Here is a 20,609-nt window from a genome sequence, read left to right as displayed (position 1 = left end):
GGAGCCTTCACCATGTCGAACACAGATGCTTTCTTCTCCCGTCCGCTTGCCGAAGTCGATCCGGATATTTTCGGCGCGATCGAGAAGGAACTGGGTCGCCAGCGCCACGAGATCGAACTGATCGCCTCGGAAAACATCGTTTCCCGCGCCGTGCTTGAAGCGCAGGGTTCGATCATGACCAACAAATATGCCGAAGGTTATCCGGGCAAGCGTTATTACGGCGGCTGCCAGTTCGTCGATATCGCCGAAGAGCTTGCCATCGAACGCGCCAAGAAGCTGTTCGGCGTCAACTTCGCCAACGTCCAGCCGAATTCCGGTTCGCAGATGAACCAGGCCGTGTTCCTCGCGCTCTTGCAGCCGGGCGATACCTTCATGGGTCTCGATCTGAACTCGGGAGGCCACCTGACGCATGGTTCGCCGGTCAACATGTCCGGCAAGTGGTTCAACGTCGTTTCCTACGGCGTGCGTGAAGGCGACAACCTGCTCGACATGGACGATGTTGCAGAGAAGGCGCGCACCCACAAGCCGAAGCTCATCATCGCTGGCGGCACGGCATATTCCCGCATCTGGGACTGGAAGCGTTTCCGCGAGATCGCAGATGAAGTCGGCGCGTACCTCATGGTCGACATGGCGCATATCGCTGGTCTCGTTGCCGGTGGCCAGCATCCGTCGCCATTCCCGCATTGCCACGTTGCTACCACCACGACGCACAAGTCGCTGCGGGGCCCGCGCGGTGGCGTTATCCTGACCAATGACGAAGATCTGGCCAAGAAGTTCAACTCGGCCGTTTTCCCGGGTCTTCAGGGCGGTCCGCTGATGCACATCATCGCTGCCAAGGCCGTTGCCTTCGGTGAAGCGTTGCAGCCGGAATTCCAGGACTATGCCGCACAGGTCGTCAAGAACGCCAAGGTGCTTGCCGAAACGCTGATTGAAGGTGGACTTGACGTCGTCTCCGGCGGCACCGACAACCACCTGATGCTGGTTGACCTTCGCAAGAAGAACGCCACCGGCAAACGGGCGGAAGCAGCCCTCGGCCGCGCTTACGTCACCTGCAACAAGAACGGCATTCCTTTCGATCCGGAAAAGCCCTTCGTCACTTCAGGTGTACGTCTCGGCACGCCGGCCGGCACGACGCGCGGTTTCAAGGAAGCGGAATTCCGCGAAATCGGCAAGCTGATCGTCGAGGTTCTCGATGGTCTGAAGGTCGCCAATTCGGATGAGGGCAATGCTGCCGTCGAGGCTGCGGTGCGTGAAAAGGTCGTCGGCCTGACCGACCGTTTCCCGATGTATCCGTACATGTAAGGAAGAAAAACGATGCGCTGCCCATTTTGCGGTTCCGAAGACACGCAGGTCAAGGACTCGCGTCCGGCGGAGGATAACACCTCCATCCGCCGGCGGCGCATCTGCCCCGATTGCGGCGGCCGCTTCACGACCTATGAGCGCGTGCAATTGCGCGAGCTGATGGTCATCAAGAAAAGCGGCCGCAAGCTGCCCTTCGACCGGGAAAAGCTGGTGCGGTCCTTCGAGATCGCGCTGCGCAAGCGCCCGGTTGACCGGGACCGGATCGAGCGGGCCGTCTCCGGCATCGCCCGCCGTCTGGAAAGTTCCGGCGAGACGGAAATTCCCTCGGAAGAAATCGGCCTGCAGGTTCTGGAAGCGTTGAAGAGCCTCGATGACGTGGCCTTCGTGCGCTACGCCTCGGTTTATCGCGATTTCAGCCATGCCGAGGATTTCGAGAATGTGATTGCCGAAATCAACGCCAAGATCGCCCGCGATACCGACGCCGGAGCATAGTCGTGACGAGCCGCGCCGATGACGAAAAATTCATGGCCCGGGCAATCGAGGTTTCTCTTCGCCATCAGGGCCAGACGCTCACCAACCCGTCGGTTGGCTGCGTTCTCGTAAAAGACGGAAAAATCATCGCCGAAGCGGTGACCGCCATTGGCGGACGCCCCCATGCCGAGCGCCAGGCGCTGGAGATCGCCGGCGAAGCCGCGCGCGGCGCCACTGCCTATGTCACGCTCGAACCCTGTTCCCATTGGGGCAAGACGCCACCCTGCGCCAATGCGCTGGTCGAATACGGCGTTGCCCGTGTGGTGGTCGCCGTGGACGATCCGGATGAGCGTGTTTCGGGACGCGGTTACTCCATATTGCGGGATGCGGGCATTGTGGTGGAAACCGGCCTGCTGCGCGCCGAAGGCAAACGTGCGCTCGCCGGTTACCTCACACGGCAGATGAAAAAACGCCCGCATGTGATTCTGAAGCTTGCCATTTCCGCCGATGGCATGATCGGCAGGAGAGGCGAGGGGCAGGTGGCGATCACCGGGCACGAGGCTCGCCACGCCGTGCATGAACTCCGGGCGCGCTGCGATTGCATCCTTGTGGGGATCGGGACCGCGATCGCGGATGATCCTGAATTGACGGTTCGTATTGCTGGCATGGAGCAGCGCTCGCCGGTGCGCATCGTGCTGGATCGCAAGTTTGAACTGCCGTTGACGTCTAAGCTGGTGGGGAGTGCACGCGAGGTGCCGGTGGTCGTCGCGGTATTACCCCCCTCTGCCCTGCCGGGCATCTCCCCCTCAAGGGGGGAGATCGATGGAGCGCCGCTCCATCAGGCATTAAAGGCTGGAGAATGGGAAACGGGACAAGGTTTTGAGCGAGCGGATAGCCCCTTGCCGATCTCCCCCTTTGAGGGGGAGATGCCCGGCAGGGCAGAGGGGGATAACCCCGACCGCAGACGCCAACAATTAACTGACGCAGGCGTCGAAATCCTAGAAGCATCAACCCTCGAAAACCTCCTCCACATCCTCGCCGAACGCGGCATGTCGGAACTTCTGGTCGAAGGCGGCGCTTTTGCCGCAAAATCATTCCTTGAAGCTGATCTGGTGGACCGTATGATGCTGTTCGAAAGCCCGGTCGTGGTTGGTGAAGGCGGGATTGAAACGCCGCTCAACCGCACCGATATTCCGGGCGACTATGTTTTGCTCAGCGAAACCACCTACGGGCCGGACCGCTGTTTCGATTATGAAAGGCCGCTTTGATGTTTACCGGAATTGTCACCGATGTTGGAACCGTGTCCGAACTGGAAGCTCTGGCCGAAGGCATCCGTCTGCGGGTGGCGACCAATTATGATCCGAAAACCATCGATATGGGCGCGTCCATTTCCCATGGCGGCGTCTGCCTGACAGTGACGAGATTGCCGGAAGACGGCAGCAACGAGCGCTGGTACGAGGTAGAGGCCTGGGAAGAGGCACTGCGCCTGACGACGATTGCGGGCTGGCAGAAGGGCACGCATGTCAATCTGGAACGCGCGCTGAAGATTGGCGACGAGCTTGGCGGCCACATCGTTTCCGGCCATGTCGATGGCAGGGCGGAAATCCTCTCGGTCGAGTCCGAAGGCGAGGCGGTCCGCATCCGCCTGCGCGCCCCGGATCATCTGGCGAAATTCGTGGCGCCCAAGGGTTCCATCGCGCTGGATGGCACCTCGCTGACCGTCAACGCCGTCGAAGGCACGGATTTCGACGTACTCCTGATCCGCCATACGCTCACCGTCACCACATGGGGCGAACGCCAGCCGGGCGACTTCGTCAATTTCGAAGTCGATACCATGGCGCGTTACGCCGCAAGGCTTGCAGAATTTCCTTCGGCGTAAGCTGAGGAGGTTCCAAGGCTGAAGATTTCTCTCTCGTCATTCCGGCCTTGAGCCGGAATCCAGCCAGCCCAAGTCTTTGGGCTGAAAGGACTTTTCTCGCCGCGCAGACGCGCGTCGGCTGGATGCCGGATCAGGTCCGGCATGACGGAGGTGGCGTTGCCTTCATCCATAATCGCTGCAGACCGATTGTTGTTCTACGGATTGCTTCCGCTTGACACGCAAACGTAATAAAGACGTCTGTAGGCCCAAACGGGGCAGGGGAACACATCATGCCGTCTTTCGAACTGCTGACAGCCTTTTTCATCACCACTGCCCTGTTTGCCTACATCCCCGGCCCAGCCATGCTTTATGCGGCGGCGCAGACCATGGCGCGCGGCCGGTTTGCCGGACTGATGGCGGTTCTGGGCATCCATGTCGGCTGTTATTTCCACATCTTCGCCTCGGCGGCCGGGCTTTCGGTGCTGTTTCAGGCGGTGCCCTGGCTTTACCTCGCTGTAAAACTGTGCGGCGCTCTGTATCTCATCTGGCTCGGCTTCTCGATGCTGCGCAGCAAGCTCGAAGGCGAGGCCATCAATCTGACCATAGAACCGAAATCGGCAAGGCGCGCCTTCATCGACAGCATCATCGTCGATGTGCTCAATCCGAAGACAGCGCTGTTTTTTCTGGCGTTTCTGCCGCAATTCGTCGATCCGGCGGCGGCCTTTCCGGTCTGGCTGCAATTGCTGATCCTCGGCATCGCCGTCAATTTCATCTTTTCCTCCGCCGATCTCGTCGGCGTGCTTCTGGCAGGGGCCATGGTCGGGCGCCTGAAGCGTTCCAGCAGGGTGCAGGGACTTGCCCGCCGCGCGGCCGGAACGGTGCTGATGGGGCTCGGCATCCATCTGGCATTCCAGAAAACCTGATTTTCGCGTGCTGTGCCGGATAAGGCGTAAAACCGGCCAAATGCCCCGCAAACGGGGCCTCTTGCGCGGGTGACACATGAAATTACTTGCCAAAAACGGCCAGCCGTGGTTTGACCGCCGCAAAAGCCGGTATGATCCGGCCCGAACCTTTTCAGGAAAATCCCATGTCCAAACCCCATCTTCTTATCGTGGAAGCACGCTTTTACGACGATATGGCAGACGCTCTTCTCGAAGGCGCGAAATTCGCGCTCGATGAGGCAGGCGCAACCTATGACGTCATCACGGTTCCTGGCGCGCTCGAAATCCCCGCTGCCATTGCCATGGCGCTGGATGGCGGCGACAATGAAGGCACGGAATATGAAGGTTTCGTAGCGCTCGGCATGGTCATTCGTGGCGAGACCTACCACTTCGACATCGTCTCCAACGAATCCTCGCGCGCCCTGATGGATCTCGCCGTCAGCGAATCGCTCGCCATCGGCAATGGCATCCTCACCGTCGAAAACGACGAGCAGGCATGGGCGCGTGTGCGTCGTTCCGACAAGGACAAGGGTGGTTTTGCCGCCCGCGCTGCGTTGACGATGATCGAGCTCAAGAAAAAACTGGGTGGCTGAACGCATGTCGGATATTGAAAATGGCGGCGAACCGCGCCAGCCTTCGGTAAAGCCCGCCAACCAGCGCGGTGCTGCGCGTCTTGCTGCCGTACAGGCGCTTTACCAGATGGATGTCGGCGGAACCGGCGTGGTGGAAGTCGTGGCCGAATACGAGGCGCATCGCCTCGGACAGGAAGTTGACGGCGATACCTATCTGAAGGCCGATCCTTCCTGGTTCCGTTCCATCGTATCCGGCGTTGTCCGCGACCAGACGAAGATCGACCCCCTGGTCCGTTCGGCACTTCTGGAAGACTGGCCGCTGTCGCGTCTTGACGCCACCGTGCGCGCCATCCTGCGTGCCGGCACTTTCGAGATTCTCGAGCGCAAGGACGTGCCGGTCGCCGTCATCGTGACCGAATATGTCGAAATCGCCCGTGCTTTCTTCGAACACGACGAGCCGAAGCTTGTGAACGCGGTTCTGGACCGCATCGCCAAGCAGGTGCGCGGCGAGGCAAAACGCTAAAATACCTTAGGTGAGGAAGACATGAGCGACGTTTCCGTCCCCGGACTTGAAGTTCAACTGGACGAGGCGAAGCGCAACGTCTTCCTTCTGACCACCGCGCAGGCGATCATGGGATCGGCTGCGCCCTTGAGCTTTTCGGTCGGTGCGCTCGCCGGTTATCAGTTGCTCGGCGCGGACAAGTCGCTGGCAACTGCGCCGCTCACCGGTTTCAACATCGGCGTGGCGCTTGGCGCCATCTGCGTTGCTGCGGCGTCGCGTTTTCTCGGCCGCAGGGCCGGTTTCATGGTCGGCGCGCTGATGTGCTCAATCGGCGGGGGAATAGCGGCAGTGGCGCTTTTCCGCTCCGACTTCTGGCTATTCGCCATCGGCCTGCTGCTGATCGGCATTTCCGGCGGCTTCACGCAGAAAATCCGCTTCGCCGCCGCCGATGCATCGCCCTCCTTCTACAAGCCGAAGGCCATTTCCTGGATATTGGCCGGCGGTATCATCTCGGCCATCGTCGGGCCGCAGCTTGCCATTTTCGGCAAGGATGTCTTCGCGCCGGTCACCTTCGCCGGCGCTTTCATCGCGCTGGTGCCGCTCGGCATCATTGCCATCGTCATTCTGTCATTTCTGAAGTTACCGGATCCGAAGGCGGCGTCCATCCACGCGCAGGCGGCGCGACCCCTGTCGGAAATCGTCCGCACGCGCCGTTTCATCACCGGCATGGTCTGCGGCATCGGTTCCTACGCGTTGATGACCTTCATGATGACCGGTGCGCCGCTCGCCATGGTGATTGGCTGCGGTTTCCCCACCGAACTTGCGACGCTCGGCATCCAATGGCACGTTCTGGCCATGTTCGGCCCGAGTTTCTTCACCGGCATGCTGATTGCGCGATTCGGCGCGGAAAAAATCGTCGCAGCCGGTCTCGTGGTGCTGATGGCCTGCGCCGTGGTCGCGCATATGGGCATCGAATTGTGGAATTTCTGGGCGGCGCTGATTCTTCTCGGACTTGGCTGGAACTTCGGCTTTATCGGCGCGACCGCCATCATCACGTCGAGCTACCGCCCGCATGAGGCGGACAAGGTGCAGGGCTTTCACGATATCGTGCTGTTTGGCACGGTGGCGCTCTCGTCCTTCTCTTCCGGCAAGGTGTTCACGGCCTGGGGCTGGTCGGTGATGAACCTCGTCATCTGGCCCGTTGCGGGTCTTTGCCTGCTGCTGGTTGTGTCTCTGCTGCTGACCCCGCGCAGGAGCGCCGCGTAAGATCGCGTTCGTTCTCTACCCCTTTCATGTTTCAGGCGAATTTGTGGGCTTGACGCCGCGCCTTTCGCCAACGCAATCTTGCCGCGCAGGTCATTTTTCCTTGGGAGGGGAATATATGGCCACGACAGGACTTGGTGCGCACATGATCGCGCCGGTCCTTGCACAAGGTTTCGCCACGCCGGGGAGGGAGTGAGACCCGGCCTATTGGGAGGTAAGTGCGCATGACCGTAATACCCATAGTCATTTTATGTGGGGTCCTGTCCGTGGTTTACGCGGCATGGACAACCAAGAGCGTTCTCGATGCCGATCAGGGCAACGAGCGTATGCGTGAAATAGCAGGTTTTATCCGTGAAGGTGCGCAGGCTTATCTCACCCGTCAATATCTCACCATCGCCATCGTCGGATTGATCGTCGCCGTTCTTGCCTGGTATCTGCTGTCGGCAATGGCAGCCGCCGGTTTCCTCGTCGGCGCGGTGCTTTCCGGGCTTGCCGGTTTCATTGGCATGCATGTTTCGGTCAGGGCCAATCTGCGCACCGCGCAGGCCGCGTCCCACAGCCTTTCCGCCGGTCTCGACATCGCCTTCAAGTCGGGCGCCATCACCGGCATGCTGGTGGCGGGTCTCGCCCTGCTCGGCGTCTCCATTTATTATTTCATCCTGACCTCGGTCATGGGGCATCCGGCCGGATCGCGCGAAGTGATCGACGCGCTGGTGTCGCTCGGTTTCGGCGCGTCTCTTATCTCCATCTTCGCCCGTCTCGGCGGCGGCATCTTCACCAAGGGCGCGGATGTCGGTGGCGATCTCGTCGGCAAGGTCGAAGCGGGCATTCCAGAGGATGACCCCCGCAACCCGGCAACGATCGCCGACAATGTCGGCGACAATGTCGGTGACTGCGCCGGCATGGCGGCCGACCTTTTCGAGACCTATGCCGTCTCGGTGGTCGCGACCATGGTGCTTGCCTCGATCTTCTTTGCCGGGACGCCCATTCTGGAAGGCGCCATGACCTATCCGCTGGCGATTTGCGGCGCCTGCATCCTGACCTCGATTGCCGGAACCTTCTTCGTCAAGCTCGGCACCAACAACTCCATCATGGGCGCGCTCTATAAAGGGCTGATCGCCACCGGCATCTTCTCGATCGCCGGCCTCGCGGTTGCCACCTATGCGACGGTCGGCTGGGGAACCATCGGCACCGTTGCCGGAATGGAGATCACCGGCACGAACCTCTTCCTGTGCGGCATCGTCGGCCTTGTCGTGACGGCGCTGATCGTGGTCATCACCGAATATTATACCGGCACCAACAAACGCCCGGTCAATTCCATCGCGCAGGCATCGGTGACCGGCCACGGCACCAACGTCATCCAGGGCCTTGCGGTCTCGCTGGAATCGACGGCGCTGCCGGCCATCGTTATCGTCGGCGGCATCATCGGAACCTACCAGCTCGCCGGCCTGTTCGGCACCGGCATCGCGGTCACCGCCATGCTCGGGCTGGCGGGCATGATCGTGGCGCTCGACGCTTTCGGTCCGGTAACGGACAATGCCGGCGGCATTGCCGAAATGGCCGGTCTCGATCCGGATGTGCGCAAGGCGACCGATGCGCTGGATGCCGTCGGCAACACCACCAAGGCCGTGACCAAGGGTTACGCCATCGGCTCGGCCGGTCTCGGCGCGCTGGTGCTGTTTGCGGCCTATTCCAACGACCTGGCCTATTTCGCCGCCAATGGCGACACCTATCCTTACTTCAAGGACATTGGCGAAATATCCTTCAGCCTTGCCAATCCTTACGTCGTTGCCGGTCTGCTGTTCGGCGGCATGATCCCCTATCTTTTCGGCGGCATCGCCATGACGGCGGTCGGCAAGGCCGCAAGTTCGATCGTGGAGGAAGTGCGCCGGCAGTTCCGGGAAAAACCCGGCATCATGGCCGGCACGGAAAAACCGGATTACGGCAGGGCGGTCGATCTTTTGACCAAGGCGGCGATCAAGGAGATGATCATTCCGTCGCTGCTGCCGGTTCTGGCGCCGCTCGTCGTTTATTTCGGCGTACTTCTGATCTCCGGCTCCAAGGCCTCGGCCTTTGCGGCGCTGGGCGCGTCTCTGCTCGGCGTCATCATCAATGGACTGTTCGTGGCCATTTCCATGACCTCCGGCGGCGGTGCGTGGGATAATGCCAAGAAGAGCTTCGAGGATGGTTTCGTCGACAAGGACGGCGTGCGCCACATCAAGGGTTCGGACGCCCACAAGGCGTCGGTGACGGGTGATACGGTCGGCGATCCTTACAAGGACACCGCCGGTCCCGCCGTCAACCCGGCCATCAAGATCACCAACATCGTGGCGCTGCTGCTGCTGGCGGTTCTTGCCGGCTGAACACCTTCCGGGTTTACACAGAGAAAAGGCCCGTGGAGTGATCCACGGGCCTTTGGTTTTGCCGTTCTGTTCCGGTCAGGGAGTGTTGTTGCCCTGACCGAGAATGCTCTTGGCGATATTGGCGCCCGAGGTGCCGCCGGAGAGCAGCTGCTGCAGGAAGGTGAGATCCTTGCCGCCGGTCGGGGTGGTGCGCGAAATGCTGTCGAAGACCTTGCCGTCCTGCAGCGCGTAATTCGCCTTGCGCTCGATCACGCCGTCCTTGTTGAAATAGATGGCGAGAATGTTCTGCTCGACCAGCGTCGGCTTCATGAAAGCGGCGCGGCGCACGCGCTTCTGCGAGATGTAGTAGAAAACCTCGTTGCCGAAGGTCGCCGTGGTCGAGGGCGTGCCCATGGTCAAGAGAACCTGCTCGCGGCTGGAACCTTCCGGGATCAGCTGAAGCGACTGCTCGTCCATGATGTAGCCGTTGTGAAACACGTCGGTGGTTTTGGTGCAGGCGGAAAGCAGGCCGGACGCGATGACGATTGCGATGGCGGTCTTGCTCAGAATTTTGCCGTGACTTGCGGATTTCTGCTTGCTCAACTGCTTTTCTCCGACTGCGATCATGAATGGCACCTTCCGGCATTGCGTGATGCACAGTGTCTGTGCACATGATTGTGTCAATCCGGGGACGGAAAAACCCGATCACCCCTCAATTTCAATGCTTTCCCGGCCTTTTGGAACTCCTCGGTCTCTTCGACTGTTTCAGCCGAAAGACGAACGTGACCGCGACAGCATTGCAATTCGTGGATGCTTCGGTAAACCAGCTTTGGCGATCATGCAACAAGTGCGATGGGCGGTTCACCAGCCCGTTCGGAAAAAAAGATGATATTCGGGCTGTTCAAGAAGAAAAACAACAACCGCGCCGTAGTCGACCGGCAATACGCGACCTTGACGGCTGCCGCACGCACGCCCGCTTTTTATCTCGATCTCGGCGTCCCAGACACTGTGATGGGCCGCTTCGAGATGCTGTCGGTCATCATGATTCTCTATTTCCGCCGCACCAAATCCTCCGGCGTCAGCGGGCAGGAAATTGCCCAGGAGATCGTCGATGCCTTTTTTCAGGATATCGATCATTCCATCCGTGAACTTGGTATCGGCGACCAGGGCGTGCCGAAAAGAATGAAGAAATTCGCTGGCATGTTCTACGGGCGGCTCGAATCCTACGCGGCGGCGCTGGATGCATCCGACCCCGTTGCCCTTGCCGCGGCCCTCCGGCGCAATATATATCCGCAGACAGATGAGAAGGCACCGCAATTGGACGGGCTGGCGGGCTGGATGATGGAAACATCTTCCGTCCTCGCTGCCAGGTCTGAAGATATAATCGCAACCGGAAGCCTGACGCTGCCCTTGCCTGGACAATGAGATTTGAGATGAACGCGCGACACCCCGCAAATGACGACCTGCCTTTTTCCTATCCCGTAAAGGTAGGTCATATTTCCGCCAATCCCGTCAGGATTGGTCTCGAAGCCAATGCCGAGGAGCTGAAGGCGCTGGCGAAATTCTGGAATGTGCTTTCCGTCGAATATCTGAAGGCGGAATTGCAGGTTACCCGCTGGAAGAGGGATGGCGTGAAGATCAAGGGCGAGGTGCATGCCGCCGTGACCCAGGCCTGCATCGTGACGCTGGAGCCGGTCTCCAGCAAGATCGACGAGACCGTGGAACATATTTTCGTGCCGGAAGGATCGAAGCTGGCGCGGATGGTGACCAATGAGGAAGGCGAGATCGTACTGGACCCCGATGGCCCGGACATTCCCGACCAGTTTACCGGCGACAGCATCGATGTCGGCGCTGCGGTCGCGGAATTCGCCGCCCTTGCGATCGATCCCTATCCGCGCAAATCGGACATTGAATTTACCGACACGACCGTCGACGAGCCTGAAGAAGAAAAGCGCCCATCGCCTTTCGCCGTGTTGAAAGACTGGAAAAAAGACTGAATGGCCCGAACCGGCTGAAATAAATATATTGTATCAGAAGCCGGAAAAGGTATTTTCGCGCGAAATCCGCTTGAGTGGCGGCAAGAAGGATAAGGGACGAGTGATCAGAATAGCGATTGACGTCATGGGTGGCGATTTCGGCCCTGATGTTGCCATACCCGGTGCCGCCAAGGCGCTTGAACGGCACAACGATGTAACTTTTCTGCTCTATGGGCAGAAAAGCAAATGCGAACCCATTCTGGCACAATACCCCGCGCTTCGGGAAAAGTCGGTCTTTCACGATTGTGAAATCTCGGTCGCGATGGATGAAAAGCCGAGCCAGGCGCTTCGCCGCGGCCGCTATGTCTCCAGCATGTGGCGCGCCATCGAGGCCGTGAAGCTAGGCGAGGCGGATGTTGCCGTCTCCGCCGGCAATACCGGCGCGCTGATGGCCATGGCCAAATTCTGTTTGCGCACCATGGCGCGGGTGGAACGTCCGGCTATCGCCGGCATATGGCCGACGCTGAAAGGCGAAAGCATCGTGCTTGATGTCGGTGCCACGATCGGCGCCGATTCCCAGCAATTGCTCGATTTCGCCCTGATGGGCGGCGCCATGGCGCGCGCGCTTTTCGATATCGACCGTCCCACCGTCGGCCTGCTCAATGTTGGCGTCGAGGAGGTGAAGGGTCAGGAAGAGGTGCGTGAGGCCGGACGTCTGATCCGCGAGGCCGATCTCGGCACCATCGATTATCGCGGTTTCGTCGAGGGCGACGATATCGGCAAGGGAACGGTGGATGTGGTGGTGACGGAGGGTTTCACCGGCAACATCGCGCTGAAAGCCGCCGAAGGCACGGCGCGCCAGATCACCACGCTGTTGCGTGAGGCGATCTCCCGCAGTTTCTTTGCCAAGATCGGCTATATCCTGGCGAAAAGCGCTTTCGACGTGCTCAGAGAAAAAATGGACCCGCGCAAGGTCAATGGCGGCGTGTTTCTCGGCCTGAACGGCATTGTCATCAAAAGCCATGGCGGCACGGATGCCATCGGTTTTGCCTCCGCCGTCGATGTCGGCTACGACATGGTCCATAACGGCCTTACGGCGAAAATTGAAAATGATCTGAAGATTTACCACGCAAGACGGCTTCCGCCCCCGGCGCCCGAAGCTCTCGTGGCTGACGAGGAATAAGGGAATGATCCGCTCTATCGTATGTGGTTTCGGGGCAGCGCTTCCGAAGCGAGTCATGACCAACGGTGAAATCGAAGGGGTCGTCGAGACCTCCGACGAATGGATCGTGCAGCGCACGGGCATCCGGCAGCGTTACATTGCCGGCGAAGGCGAGACGACCGCTTCGCTCGGCGAGGCGGCGGCCCGCGCGGCGCTCGACAATGCCGGCCTGACGCCCGATGACATCGATCTCATCATTCTGGCGACGTCGACACCGGACAACACCTTTCCGGCAACGGCCGTGAACATTCAGAACCGTCTCGGCATGACCCACGGTTTCGCCTTCGACATGCAGGCCGTCTGCTCCGGCTTCGTCTACGCCGTGGCGACAGCCGATCTCTACATTCGTGGCGGCATGGCCAAGCGTGTGCTGGTGATCGGCTCGGAAACATTCTCGCGTATTCTCGACTGGAAGGATCGCACCACCTGCGTTCTGTTCGGCGATGGTGCAGGCGCACTCGTCATCGAGGCCGGGGAAGGTGAGGGCACCTCCGGCGATCGCGGCATCCTGACCTCGCAGCTGCGCTCCGACGGTTCGCACAAGGAGAAACTTTACGTCGATGGCGGACCTTCCACGACAGGCACTGTCGGCCATCTGCGCATGGAAGGCCGGGAAGTGTTCAAGCACGCCGTCGGCATGATCACCGACGTCATCGAACAGGCTTTCGAGGCGACAGGCACGACGGCGGACGATCTCGACTGGCTCGTTCCGCATCAGGCCAACAAGCGCATCATCGACGGATCGGCGAAAAAGCTCAACATCGATCCGGAAAAAGTGGTCATCACCGTCGATAAGCACGGCAATACCTCGGCTGCCTCCATTCCGCTGGCGCTCGCCGTTGCGGCCGGAGACGGGCGCATCAAGAAGGGCGATCTGGTCATGCTGGAAGCCATGGGCGGCGGTTTCACCTGGGGTGCGGTGCTGCTGCGCTGGTAGCGGCTGATTTTGGTGTTTCCCGGGGCAACGCCGAAAAATCGGTCGTGATTTTCGCGGCTTTGTCCCGATCAAACGCGTCGAAGCGGCCCGCGCTTGCGGCAAAACTGTGCCGGTCGCTCTAAGCCATTGCACTGATTGCCGAAAGCCTCAAATGAATCTGGAACAATCCCTTGACCGGTCGCCACAAGGGAAATAATCTCGCTCACTCCTAGAGAAAAATTCAGACACGGTTTGTGGGGAAAAATGGCCGGGAAGACAGTGACACGCGCAGATCTTGCAGAATCTGTGTTTCGTAAAGTCGGGCTGTCCCGCACCGAATCCGCCGAGCTGGTCGAAACGATCATCGACGAGATTTGCAATGCGATCACGCGCGGCGAGGTCGTCAAGCTTTCGTCCTTCGCGACATTCCAAATCCGCGAGAAGAACGAGCGTATCGGCCGCAATCCGAAAACGGGCGAGGAAGTTCCGATCTCGCCACGCCGCGTCATGACCTTCAAGGCGTCGAACGTGCTGAAACAGCGAATCCTCAAGGCGCATACGGCACGCAAGACCAAGCAAAAGGGTCAGAAGGCTGGGGCGTAAGCCAGCCGCGACACGGGTTTTTTGCCGCATGGCGAGCCTTTATCCCCATTCTTCTTGTGAACATGCTTGAATTTCGACGTGCAAGCCGTTGAAATCCGGTCGACTCGCATCATAATCAATTTTAGTAATTGGCATCTTGCCGCTCCAGACATTGGCGCGAGGATCGGATTCGATTTTCGCATGATGTGATGCACGGGGTCGGCGGATGAAAAGCGTTCTTGTTCAGTGTTCGGCTGGATGCATTGCGCACCAGGTCCGGATGGGAGTGGAAGTTTGGACAAAAGCCCCGACGCGTTTCGGACGATCAGTGAAGTGGCGGATGAGCTGAACCTGCCGCAGCACGTGTTGCGTTTCTGGGAAACACGCTTTCCGCAGATCAAGCCGATGAAACGGGGCGGGGGCCGCCGTTATTACCGCCCGGATGATATCGATCTCCTGAAGGGCATTCGTCATCTTCTATATGACCACGGCTACACCATCAGAGGCGTGCAGAAACTTCTGAAAGCCAACGGAAACCGCTTCGTGGCGGCGATCGCCTCGGGCGATCTCGCAACCATGGAAGCCATCATGGCGGCGAGCGGCGAAAAGGAAGTCCCCGAACCACGCGTGATGGATACGGACGAGGACGAGGTCGTCGGTCGCCCGAAGGCCAAGCCGAGCGGCCGCTTTTTCGGCTTCGGCGGCGGCAACAGCGATACCGAGATATCGGTCGGCAAATCTGGCATCGGCAAGGATGACCAGGCGCTGTTGCAGGAAGCGCTGTTCGATCTTCTCGAATGCAAGCGGCTGCTTGATCAGGTTCGCTGATCGCTTATCCACAGCTCTGTTAGAGCATTTCCAGGAAAAGCGAGGAGGTTCTCAAACGCCAACCTTTCGGAAACTCCTTTGACCGATAATGCGGCTCCGTAAAAAGGAGTCTGATCGTGAGCAATCGAAAACCGACAACGCGGCGCCGTACGGCGAAGAAATCGGCCGGCGGCAGCGTTTGGCCCTGGGTGCTGATGCTGGGCGTCGTTGCCGGCGGCATTCAGGCTTACGAACATCGTGACAGCCTTCTGCCGCAACGGCATGTCGCGAAGGCAACATCCACGACGACCAGCGCCCCGAAGGTTGCGATGACTGCGAAACGCGAGAGCGCCGCACCGGAAAAAACGGCTGCCATCCGGCCCGCATCGCCGGTTGTACCGGGCAACGGACCGGTGCCGCCACGCTCGATCGCCATGCCGCCCGCCGCCCAGCAGAGCCAGATCGCCGCAATCCTGCCGGAAACGCGCCCCTCGGTCGAAAAAATCTCGCTCGGAAAAAAAAGCGGCGCCTTCGCCTTTTGCGGCCGCTCGGGCCTCAACAATTGCGTGGCGGACGGCAACACTTTCTGGATGAAGGGCGTGAAAACGCAGCTTGCCGGCATCGAGGTCCCACAGATCGACCGGGCGCGATGCATGGAAGAGCGCCAGCGCGGTTTCATTGCCAAGGTGCGGTTGCGGGACATGCTGAATGCCGGTGCCTTCGACGTGGCCTCTTCCGGAGCCGTGGGCGGGCAAGCCATGGAACGCAAACGGATTTCGCGCTCAGGCGTGTCCTTTGCCGATCAACTCGTGCGGGAAGGCCTGGCCCATCCGGCCTCGTCAAAAAATCAGTCCTGGTGTGGCTAAGGCCCCGTTGACCGAAACGGTCCGGCCTGTGTAGATGAGGCGCTGTCAGCGCTTGGGTTCGAATCCCGGGCGATGACGAAACAGTTTTGCAGCCCGAAGCCGGATAGGCACGCGGCGCGGCAATGCGGACGTGGCGAAATCGGTAGACGCAGCAGACTTAAAATCTGCCGACCATTGGTCTTGCGGGTTCAAGTCCCGCCGTCCGCACCATAAAATTTAAAAATCATATATATTTCAATTGATTGACGGGTGTGCGTGAATTTCTGCCCACCTTTTTCTCGCCGGTTGGAAGCCGTTCACCAATTCGGGAACACGTACAGCCGGGACCGATAGGCCTGCAACCTTGATAGCGATCAAGAATACGCGGATTTCTTTTTGCTCTGCTAATGAAAATTATAGTTGTGGAGACTCGACTCCAATCGCTCTGCGTGTTTTGTGTTGGCAGGGGACTATATTGGGGGCTTTCTTGACAATAGTTTATTTGCGGGTGCTTGGCGCCCTGTTCATTTCGTGTGCCTTGAGCGCATGCACTACTTCGCGTGAAGCATTCAACGCTAATCCAAAGTCCATCGATAAGCCGACGCTCTGTCGAACCTATTTGCAAAGCCAAGATCCAGTCTTCCAGCAAGATATTGTGAAAGAGTTGAACCGGCGTGGGGTGCAGGCCCTTGATTGCCCGCAGATGGTACAAAACCAAGATGCTGCTGCGGCGGCCCTTGTAGCTGTGGCGCTCGTTGGCACCGCAGTAGCCGTTTGCGCCAACAACAACTGTGGAGGTGGCGGCTATCCACCGCCTAGATCATATCACGGCAATTGCCAATACAACTCGCAATTCGATGCGGCTGGCAATCGCTGCGGCAATCGCAGCGCGTGGGCTCGCCCCGGCGGCTATTACTGAAGGAGGGAATGCGGATGCGAACAAAATTGCTGATTGCTGCTTTTCTCGTTTTGTCCACGCCTGCTGTCGACTTGATCGCTTGAGACGGCGTGATGGCGATAGCCGACATGATGTTGAGATAGGAAGCGGCAACCTCGTCGTCCAGCAAACCTTACGAATAACGACTTCAGCGCGCAGACTGAAACGGCTACGTAGAAACGACCATCATGACTATCATCAAGCGATTGGGCCGCATATTTTAAGCTGCCGCATCGGCCGTCCTGCAGAAGATGCAGGTGTTGGACGGCTTCGCGCCTTTGCTTTTCCGCTGTTTCGAGGGCTTCCTTCAGTGACACTTCGGTAATGGAGCTTAGGCCCATTTCCGGGCGCGCGCCGGCGGCGCACCATCCTCCCTTGATTTTTCTGCCTTAAATCATGAGCAGACGTAAAAAACACGTCTGTTCACACGCACGGCATCCTTCCGTGAAAATCAGCCAAAAGAACCTATTGACCTTGCCACGATGGGAAGCCCTATCTTTTTCCATATAAGTGAAAAGAGGTCATCAGCATGTCACAAAACCAGATCCGGGCGAGCCATACGATAGCCATCGACGGGATGACATGCGCCTCCTGCGTTGGCAGGGTGGAGAAGGCGATTGCCAGGGTGCCGGGGGTCGTCAAGGCTTCGGTCAATCTTGCGACGGAACGCGCCGATATCGCATTTTCCGGAGCGCCCAACGTTTCGGCCGTTATCGATGCCGTGCGAAATGCAGGGTATAGCGTCGACGAAAAAACCATCGAACTCGATATCGAGGGCATGACATGCGCGTCCTGCGTCGGGCGTGTCGAGAAGGCGTTGAAGGCTGTTCCCGGTGTGTCCGGTGCGAGCGTCAATCTGGCAACGGAGCGCGCCACCGTCCGCGTCGCCGGCAATGCCGTCTCTGCCGCCAAGCTGGCCGAGGCGATCAGCCAGGCGGGCTATAAGGCGAGCGAAATCGTCGCCGATAAAGCCAAGGGTGATGAGCCGGACAGGCGCGAAGTCGAGTTGCGCGGCCTGAAAATCAGCCTCGCCACTGCTGTCGTTCTGACGCTGCCGGTTTTCGTTCTGGAGATGGGTTCGCATCTGGTGCCCGCCATCCATGATTTCGTGATGGAAACGGTCGGCATGCGCGAGAGCTGGTATCTGCAATTCGCACTGACCACGCTTGTCCTCTTCGGGCCGGGCCTGCGGTTCTTCAAGAAGGGCGTTCCCGCACTTCTGCGGCTGGCGCCGGACATGAATTCGCTTGTGGTGCTGGGCACCGCCGCCGCCTGGGGTTTCTCGGTGGTGGCAACTTTTGCGCCGCAAATGCTGCCGAGAGGCACGGCCAATGTCTATTACGAGGCGGCGGCGGTTATCGTCACGCTTATCCTGCTCGGCCGTTTTCTGGAGGCGCGCGCCAAAGGCCGCACCAGTGAGGCGATAAAGCGGCTCGTCGGCTTGCAGGCGAAGTCGGCCCGCGTTCTGCGCGATGGTGAAACCGTCGATGTGCCATTGCAGGATGTTGAGGCTGGCGATGTGATCGTGGTCCGTCCCGGCGAGAAGGTGCCCGTCGACGGTCTGGTGCTCGATGGGTCTTCCTATGTCGACGAATCGATGATCACCGGCGAACCGGTTCCGGTAACCAAGGCGGCAGGCTCCGAAGTCGTCGGCGGCACGGTCAACAGGAACGGCTCCTTTACGTTCCGGGCGACGAAAGTCGGCGCCGATACGCTGATCGCGCAGATCATCCGCATGGTCGAGGAGGCGCAGGCCGACAAGCTGCCGATACAGGCGCTGGTGGATAAGGTGACCAGCTGGTTCGTGCCGGCGGTGATGCTGGCGGCGCTCGCCACCTTCATCGTCTGGTTCATTCTTGGGCCTGATCCCGCCTTGACCTTTGCGCTCGTCAACGCCGTCGCGGTCCTCATCATCGCCTGCCCCTGCGCCATGGGTCTTGCCACGCCGACCTCTATCATGGTCGGAACCGGACGCGCTGCCGAAATGGGCGTGCTGTTCCGGCGCGGCGATGCTCTCCAGACTTTGCGCGACGCCGACGTGATTGCCGTTGACAAGACCGGCACGCTGACGCTCGGCAAGCCGACCCTGGTTCATTTTACCACGACCGAAGGCTTTGATGCGGATGAGGTGTTGCGCCTTGTCGCCTCGCTTGAGAGCCGTTCCGAACATCCGATTGCAGAGGCGATCGTCGAGGCGGCAAAACGTGGTGGCATGACACTTGCCGATGCGGACGGCTTTGAGGCGACCCCCGGTTACGGCGTTGCGGCGATTATCGACGGCCGCAAGGTCGAGGCGGGAGCGGACCGGTTCATGGTGAAGCTCGGTTACGATGTCGCGATGTTTGCGGACGATGCCGACCGGCTGGGCAGGGAAGGGCAGTCGCCGCTTTATGCCGCCGTGGATGGCAGGCTGGCCGCGATCATTGCCGTTGCCGATCCGGTAAAGCCGACGACGCCGGAAGCAATCGCAGCGCTGCATGCGCTCGGTCTCAAGGTCGTGATGATAACAGGCGACAATCGCCGCACGGCCGAAGCCATTGCCCGCCGTCTCGGTATCGACGAAGTGGTGGCGGAAGTGCTGCCAGACGGCAAGGTGGAGGCTGTGAAAAGGCTCGCCGCCAGCGGCCGGCGGGTGGCCTTTGTCGGCGATGGCATCAACGATGCGCCGGCCCTTGCGGCAGCCGATGTCGGACTTGCCATCGGCACGGGTACGGATGTCGCCATCGAAAGCGCCGATGTTGTGTTGATGTCGGGCGATTTGCGCGGCGTCGCGAATGCCATCGCGCTGTCCAAGGCGACGATCCGCAATATCGGTCAGAACCTGTTCTGGGCCTTCGCCTATAATGCGGCGCTCATTCCGGTGGCGGCGGGAATATTGTATCCTTTCAATGGCGTTCTGCTGTCGCCTGTCCTTGCTGCCGGAGCGATGGCGCTGTCCAGCGTGTTTGTGTTGACGAATGCACTGCGTCTCAAAAGCTTCCGCCCGCCGCTTCAGGACAGATCATCCGGCACGCAACTCGCAGCGGCTGAATAGGAGGCGGGTTTGATGACGTCTCAAAACACCATCTATCTACCACGGATCGGACGCAGCATTGTGGCGGCGCAGGGCGAGACCGTCCTGCAAGCAGCCCTTGCCGCCGGGATTTCCTATCCTCACGGCTGTCGCATGGGCCGGTGCGGAGCCTGCAAATCGCACCTCGTCTCCGGCGAGATCGACCTTCTCAAGCACACGCCCTTTTCGTTGACCGAAGAGGAAAAGGCGGAGGGCCTGACGCTTGCCTGCCGCGCGGTGCCGATGAGCGATGTGACGATCGGATGGCTCGATGGTGACGATGAGATCGCCGATATCCCGACCGGCCGTTTCGACGGTGTGGTCGTGGAAGCGGTGGATGCGACGCATGACATTAAGCTCATCCGCATCCGGCTCAACGACCGCGAGCAATTCACCTTCAAGGCGGGGCAATATGTGCGCCTGCTCTATCCGGACTGTTCGCCGCGTGACTATTCCATTGCCAGCCGGATCGATGAGGACCTGATCGAGTTTCATATCCGGCACGTCCCCGGCGGCGTCACCAGCGGCCGCATCTTCACACTTGCCAGGGCGGGCGACCCTGTTACGCTTGTTGGTCCCTTCGGGTCGTCATACCTGCGGGAAAAACATTGCGGACCGATCCTCGGCATAGCCGGCGGTTCGGGGCTGGCGCCGGTCAAGGCGGTTGTCGAGGCAGCGCTTGCCTCGGGACTGGCCACGGGCCGCGAACGCCCGGTCCACGTTTATTTCGGCGCGCGTGCGCAGCGTGACCTCTATATGGTCGACTGTTTCGAAGAACTTGCCGCACGGCACGGCAATCTGAGCTTCGTTCCGGTCCTCTCGAATGAAGAACATGCGCAGATGCGGTGCGGTTATGTCGGCTCAGCGGTGGCGGACGACTTTGACGATCTCGATGGCTGGAAGGCCTATCTCGCAGGGCCGCCGGCGATGATCGAGGCGACGGTGCCGCAACTCGTGGCAAGGGGTATCCGCCCTGCCGACATTCATGCAGATGTGTTTTTCACCCCGGAAAGATAGGAGC

20 protein-coding genes and 1 tRNA gene are annotated in these 20,609 nt (G+C 59.9%); 20 read left to right on the top strand and 1 reads right to left on the bottom strand.

All coding sequences use genetic code 11. The features are described 5' to 3' along the window. Positions 1-12: 12 nt before the first annotated feature. The 9 genes from glyA (at position 13) to RS75_RS01785 (ending at position 9,272) form a co-directional block, all read left to right on the top strand. Complete coding sequence (glyA, locus tag RS75_RS01825) at positions 13-1,302, top strand: serine hydroxymethyltransferase (RefSeq protein ID WP_045016785.1); 1,290 nt, start codon at positions 13-15, stop codon at positions 1,300-1,302. 12 nt (positions 1,303-1,314) lie between these two features. Then, complete coding sequence (gene nrdR / locus RS75_RS01820) at positions 1,315-1,794, top strand: transcriptional regulator NrdR (RefSeq protein WP_003512508.1); 480 nt, start codon at positions 1,315-1,317, stop codon at positions 1,792-1,794. Between the two features lie 2 nt (positions 1,795-1,796). Next, positions 1,797-3,041 (top strand): bifunctional diaminohydroxyphosphoribosylaminopyrimidine deaminase/5-amino-6-(5-phosphoribosylamino)uracil reductase RibD, encoded by a 1,245-nt coding sequence (ribD, locus tag RS75_RS01815; RefSeq protein ID WP_045016784.1) that lies wholly within the window; start codon positions 1,797-1,799, stop codon positions 3,039-3,041. Beyond that, positions 3,041-3,652, top strand: a complete 612-nt coding sequence (locus tag RS75_RS01810) for a riboflavin synthase (RefSeq protein ID WP_045016782.1) — start codon at positions 3,041-3,043, stop codon at positions 3,650-3,652. The genes ribD and RS75_RS01810 overlap by 1 nt, the downstream gene beginning before the upstream one ends. Before the next feature lie 269 nt (positions 3,653-3,921). Further along, a complete protein-coding gene (locus tag RS75_RS01805) occupies positions 3,922-4,554 on the top strand; it encodes a LysE family translocator (RefSeq protein ID WP_045016780.1) in 633 nt (210 codons plus the stop codon). Positions 4,555-4,718: 164 nt separating this feature from the next. Continuing rightward, positions 4,719-5,165: a 6,7-dimethyl-8-ribityllumazine synthase gene (ribH, locus tag RS75_RS01800; RefSeq protein ID WP_045017287.1), complete on the top strand. Its 447-nt coding sequence runs from the start codon at positions 4,719-4,721 to the stop codon at positions 5,163-5,165. A gap of 4 nt (positions 5,166-5,169) precedes the next feature. Continuing rightward, on the top strand, positions 5,170-5,667 hold the full coding sequence (gene nusB / locus RS75_RS01795; RefSeq protein WP_045017285.1) for a transcription antitermination factor NusB: 498 nt from the start codon (positions 5,170-5,172) through the stop codon (positions 5,665-5,667). A 21-nt stretch (positions 5,668-5,688) separates the two neighbouring features. Then, entirely contained in the window at positions 5,689-6,912 is a 1,224-nt protein-coding gene (locus tag RS75_RS01790) for an MFS transporter (RefSeq protein ID WP_045016777.1), read from the top strand. 221 nt (positions 6,913-7,133) lie between these two features. After that, positions 7,134-9,272 (top strand): sodium-translocating pyrophosphatase, encoded by a 2,139-nt coding sequence (locus RS75_RS01785; protein ID WP_045016775.1) that lies wholly within the window; start codon positions 7,134-7,136, stop codon positions 9,270-9,272. A 75-nt stretch (positions 9,273-9,347) separates the two neighbouring features. On the opposite strand, the gene RS75_RS01780 is transcribed toward RS75_RS01785, so the two are convergent. Continuing rightward, on the bottom strand, positions 9,348-9,878 hold the full coding sequence (locus RS75_RS01780) for an outer membrane protein assembly factor BamE (RefSeq protein WP_045016773.1): 531 nt from the start codon (positions 9,876-9,878) through the stop codon (positions 9,348-9,350). Between the two features lie 258 nt (positions 9,879-10,136). On the opposite strand from RS75_RS01780, the gene RS75_RS01775 reads away from it, so the two are divergent. The 11 genes from RS75_RS01775 to RS75_RS01730 all read left to right on the top strand — a co-directional run bounded on the left by RS75_RS01775 (position 10,137) and on the right by RS75_RS01730 (position 20,605). Then, positions 10,137-10,676 (top strand): ubiquinol-cytochrome C chaperone family protein, encoded by a 540-nt coding sequence (locus RS75_RS01775; protein ID WP_045016770.1) that lies wholly within the window; start codon positions 10,137-10,139, stop codon positions 10,674-10,676. Between the two features lie 8 nt (positions 10,677-10,684). Further along, positions 10,685-11,248 (top strand): YceD family protein, encoded by a 564-nt coding sequence (locus RS75_RS01770; protein WP_045016768.1) that lies wholly within the window; start codon positions 10,685-10,687, stop codon positions 11,246-11,248. A gap of 100 nt (positions 11,249-11,348) precedes the next feature. Next, positions 11,349-12,410: a phosphate acyltransferase PlsX gene (plsX, locus tag RS75_RS01765; RefSeq protein WP_045017283.1), complete on the top strand. Its 1,062-nt coding sequence runs from the start codon at positions 11,349-11,351 to the stop codon at positions 12,408-12,410. A 4-nt stretch (positions 12,411-12,414) separates the two neighbouring features. Then, on the top strand, positions 12,415-13,386 hold the full coding sequence (locus RS75_RS01760; protein WP_045016765.1) for a beta-ketoacyl-ACP synthase III: 972 nt from the start codon (positions 12,415-12,417) through the stop codon (positions 13,384-13,386). A 243-nt stretch (positions 13,387-13,629) separates the two neighbouring features. Further along, positions 13,630-13,968 (top strand): integration host factor subunit alpha, encoded by a 339-nt coding sequence (locus RS75_RS01755; RefSeq protein WP_003512530.1) that lies wholly within the window; start codon positions 13,630-13,632, stop codon positions 13,966-13,968. A gap of 273 nt (positions 13,969-14,241) precedes the next feature. Beyond that, positions 14,242-14,775 carry a MerR family transcriptional regulator gene (locus RS75_RS01750; protein ID WP_045016763.1) on the top strand — a complete coding sequence of 178 codons (534 nt, stop codon included), beginning with the start codon at positions 14,242-14,244 and terminating at the stop codon, positions 14,773-14,775. Positions 14,776-14,891: 116 nt separating this feature from the next. After that, on the top strand, positions 14,892-15,620 hold the full coding sequence (locus tag RS75_RS01745) for a thermonuclease family protein (protein ID WP_045016761.1): 729 nt from the start codon (positions 14,892-14,894) through the stop codon (positions 15,618-15,620). Between the two features lie 124 nt (positions 15,621-15,744). Next, a tRNA-Leu gene (locus RS75_RS01740) sits at positions 15,745-15,830 on the top strand. A 256-nt stretch (positions 15,831-16,086) separates the two neighbouring features. Beyond that, entirely contained in the window at positions 16,087-16,518 is a 432-nt protein-coding gene (locus tag RS75_RS25010; RefSeq protein ID WP_234704217.1) for a hypothetical protein, read from the top strand. Between the two features lie 547 nt (positions 16,519-17,065). Further along, positions 17,066-19,570 carry a heavy metal translocating P-type ATPase gene (locus RS75_RS01735; protein ID WP_045016759.1) on the top strand — a complete coding sequence of 835 codons (2,505 nt, stop codon included), beginning with the start codon at positions 17,066-17,068 and terminating at the stop codon, positions 19,568-19,570. A 12-nt stretch (positions 19,571-19,582) separates the two neighbouring features. Beyond that, positions 19,583-20,605, top strand: coding sequence for a 2Fe-2S iron-sulfur cluster-binding protein (locus tag RS75_RS01730; RefSeq protein ID WP_045016756.1), 1,023 nt, complete (start codon positions 19,583-19,585; stop codon positions 20,603-20,605). The last annotated feature ends 4 nt before the right edge of the window (positions 20,606-20,609 follow it).

Origin of the sequence: Rhizobium nepotum 39/7, from assembly GCF_000949865.1 — a bacterium.
GTDB lineage: Bacteria > Pseudomonadota > Alphaproteobacteria > Rhizobiales > Rhizobiaceae > Agrobacterium > Agrobacterium nepotum.
This window is presented reverse-complemented; position numbering and strand designations above follow the sequence as displayed.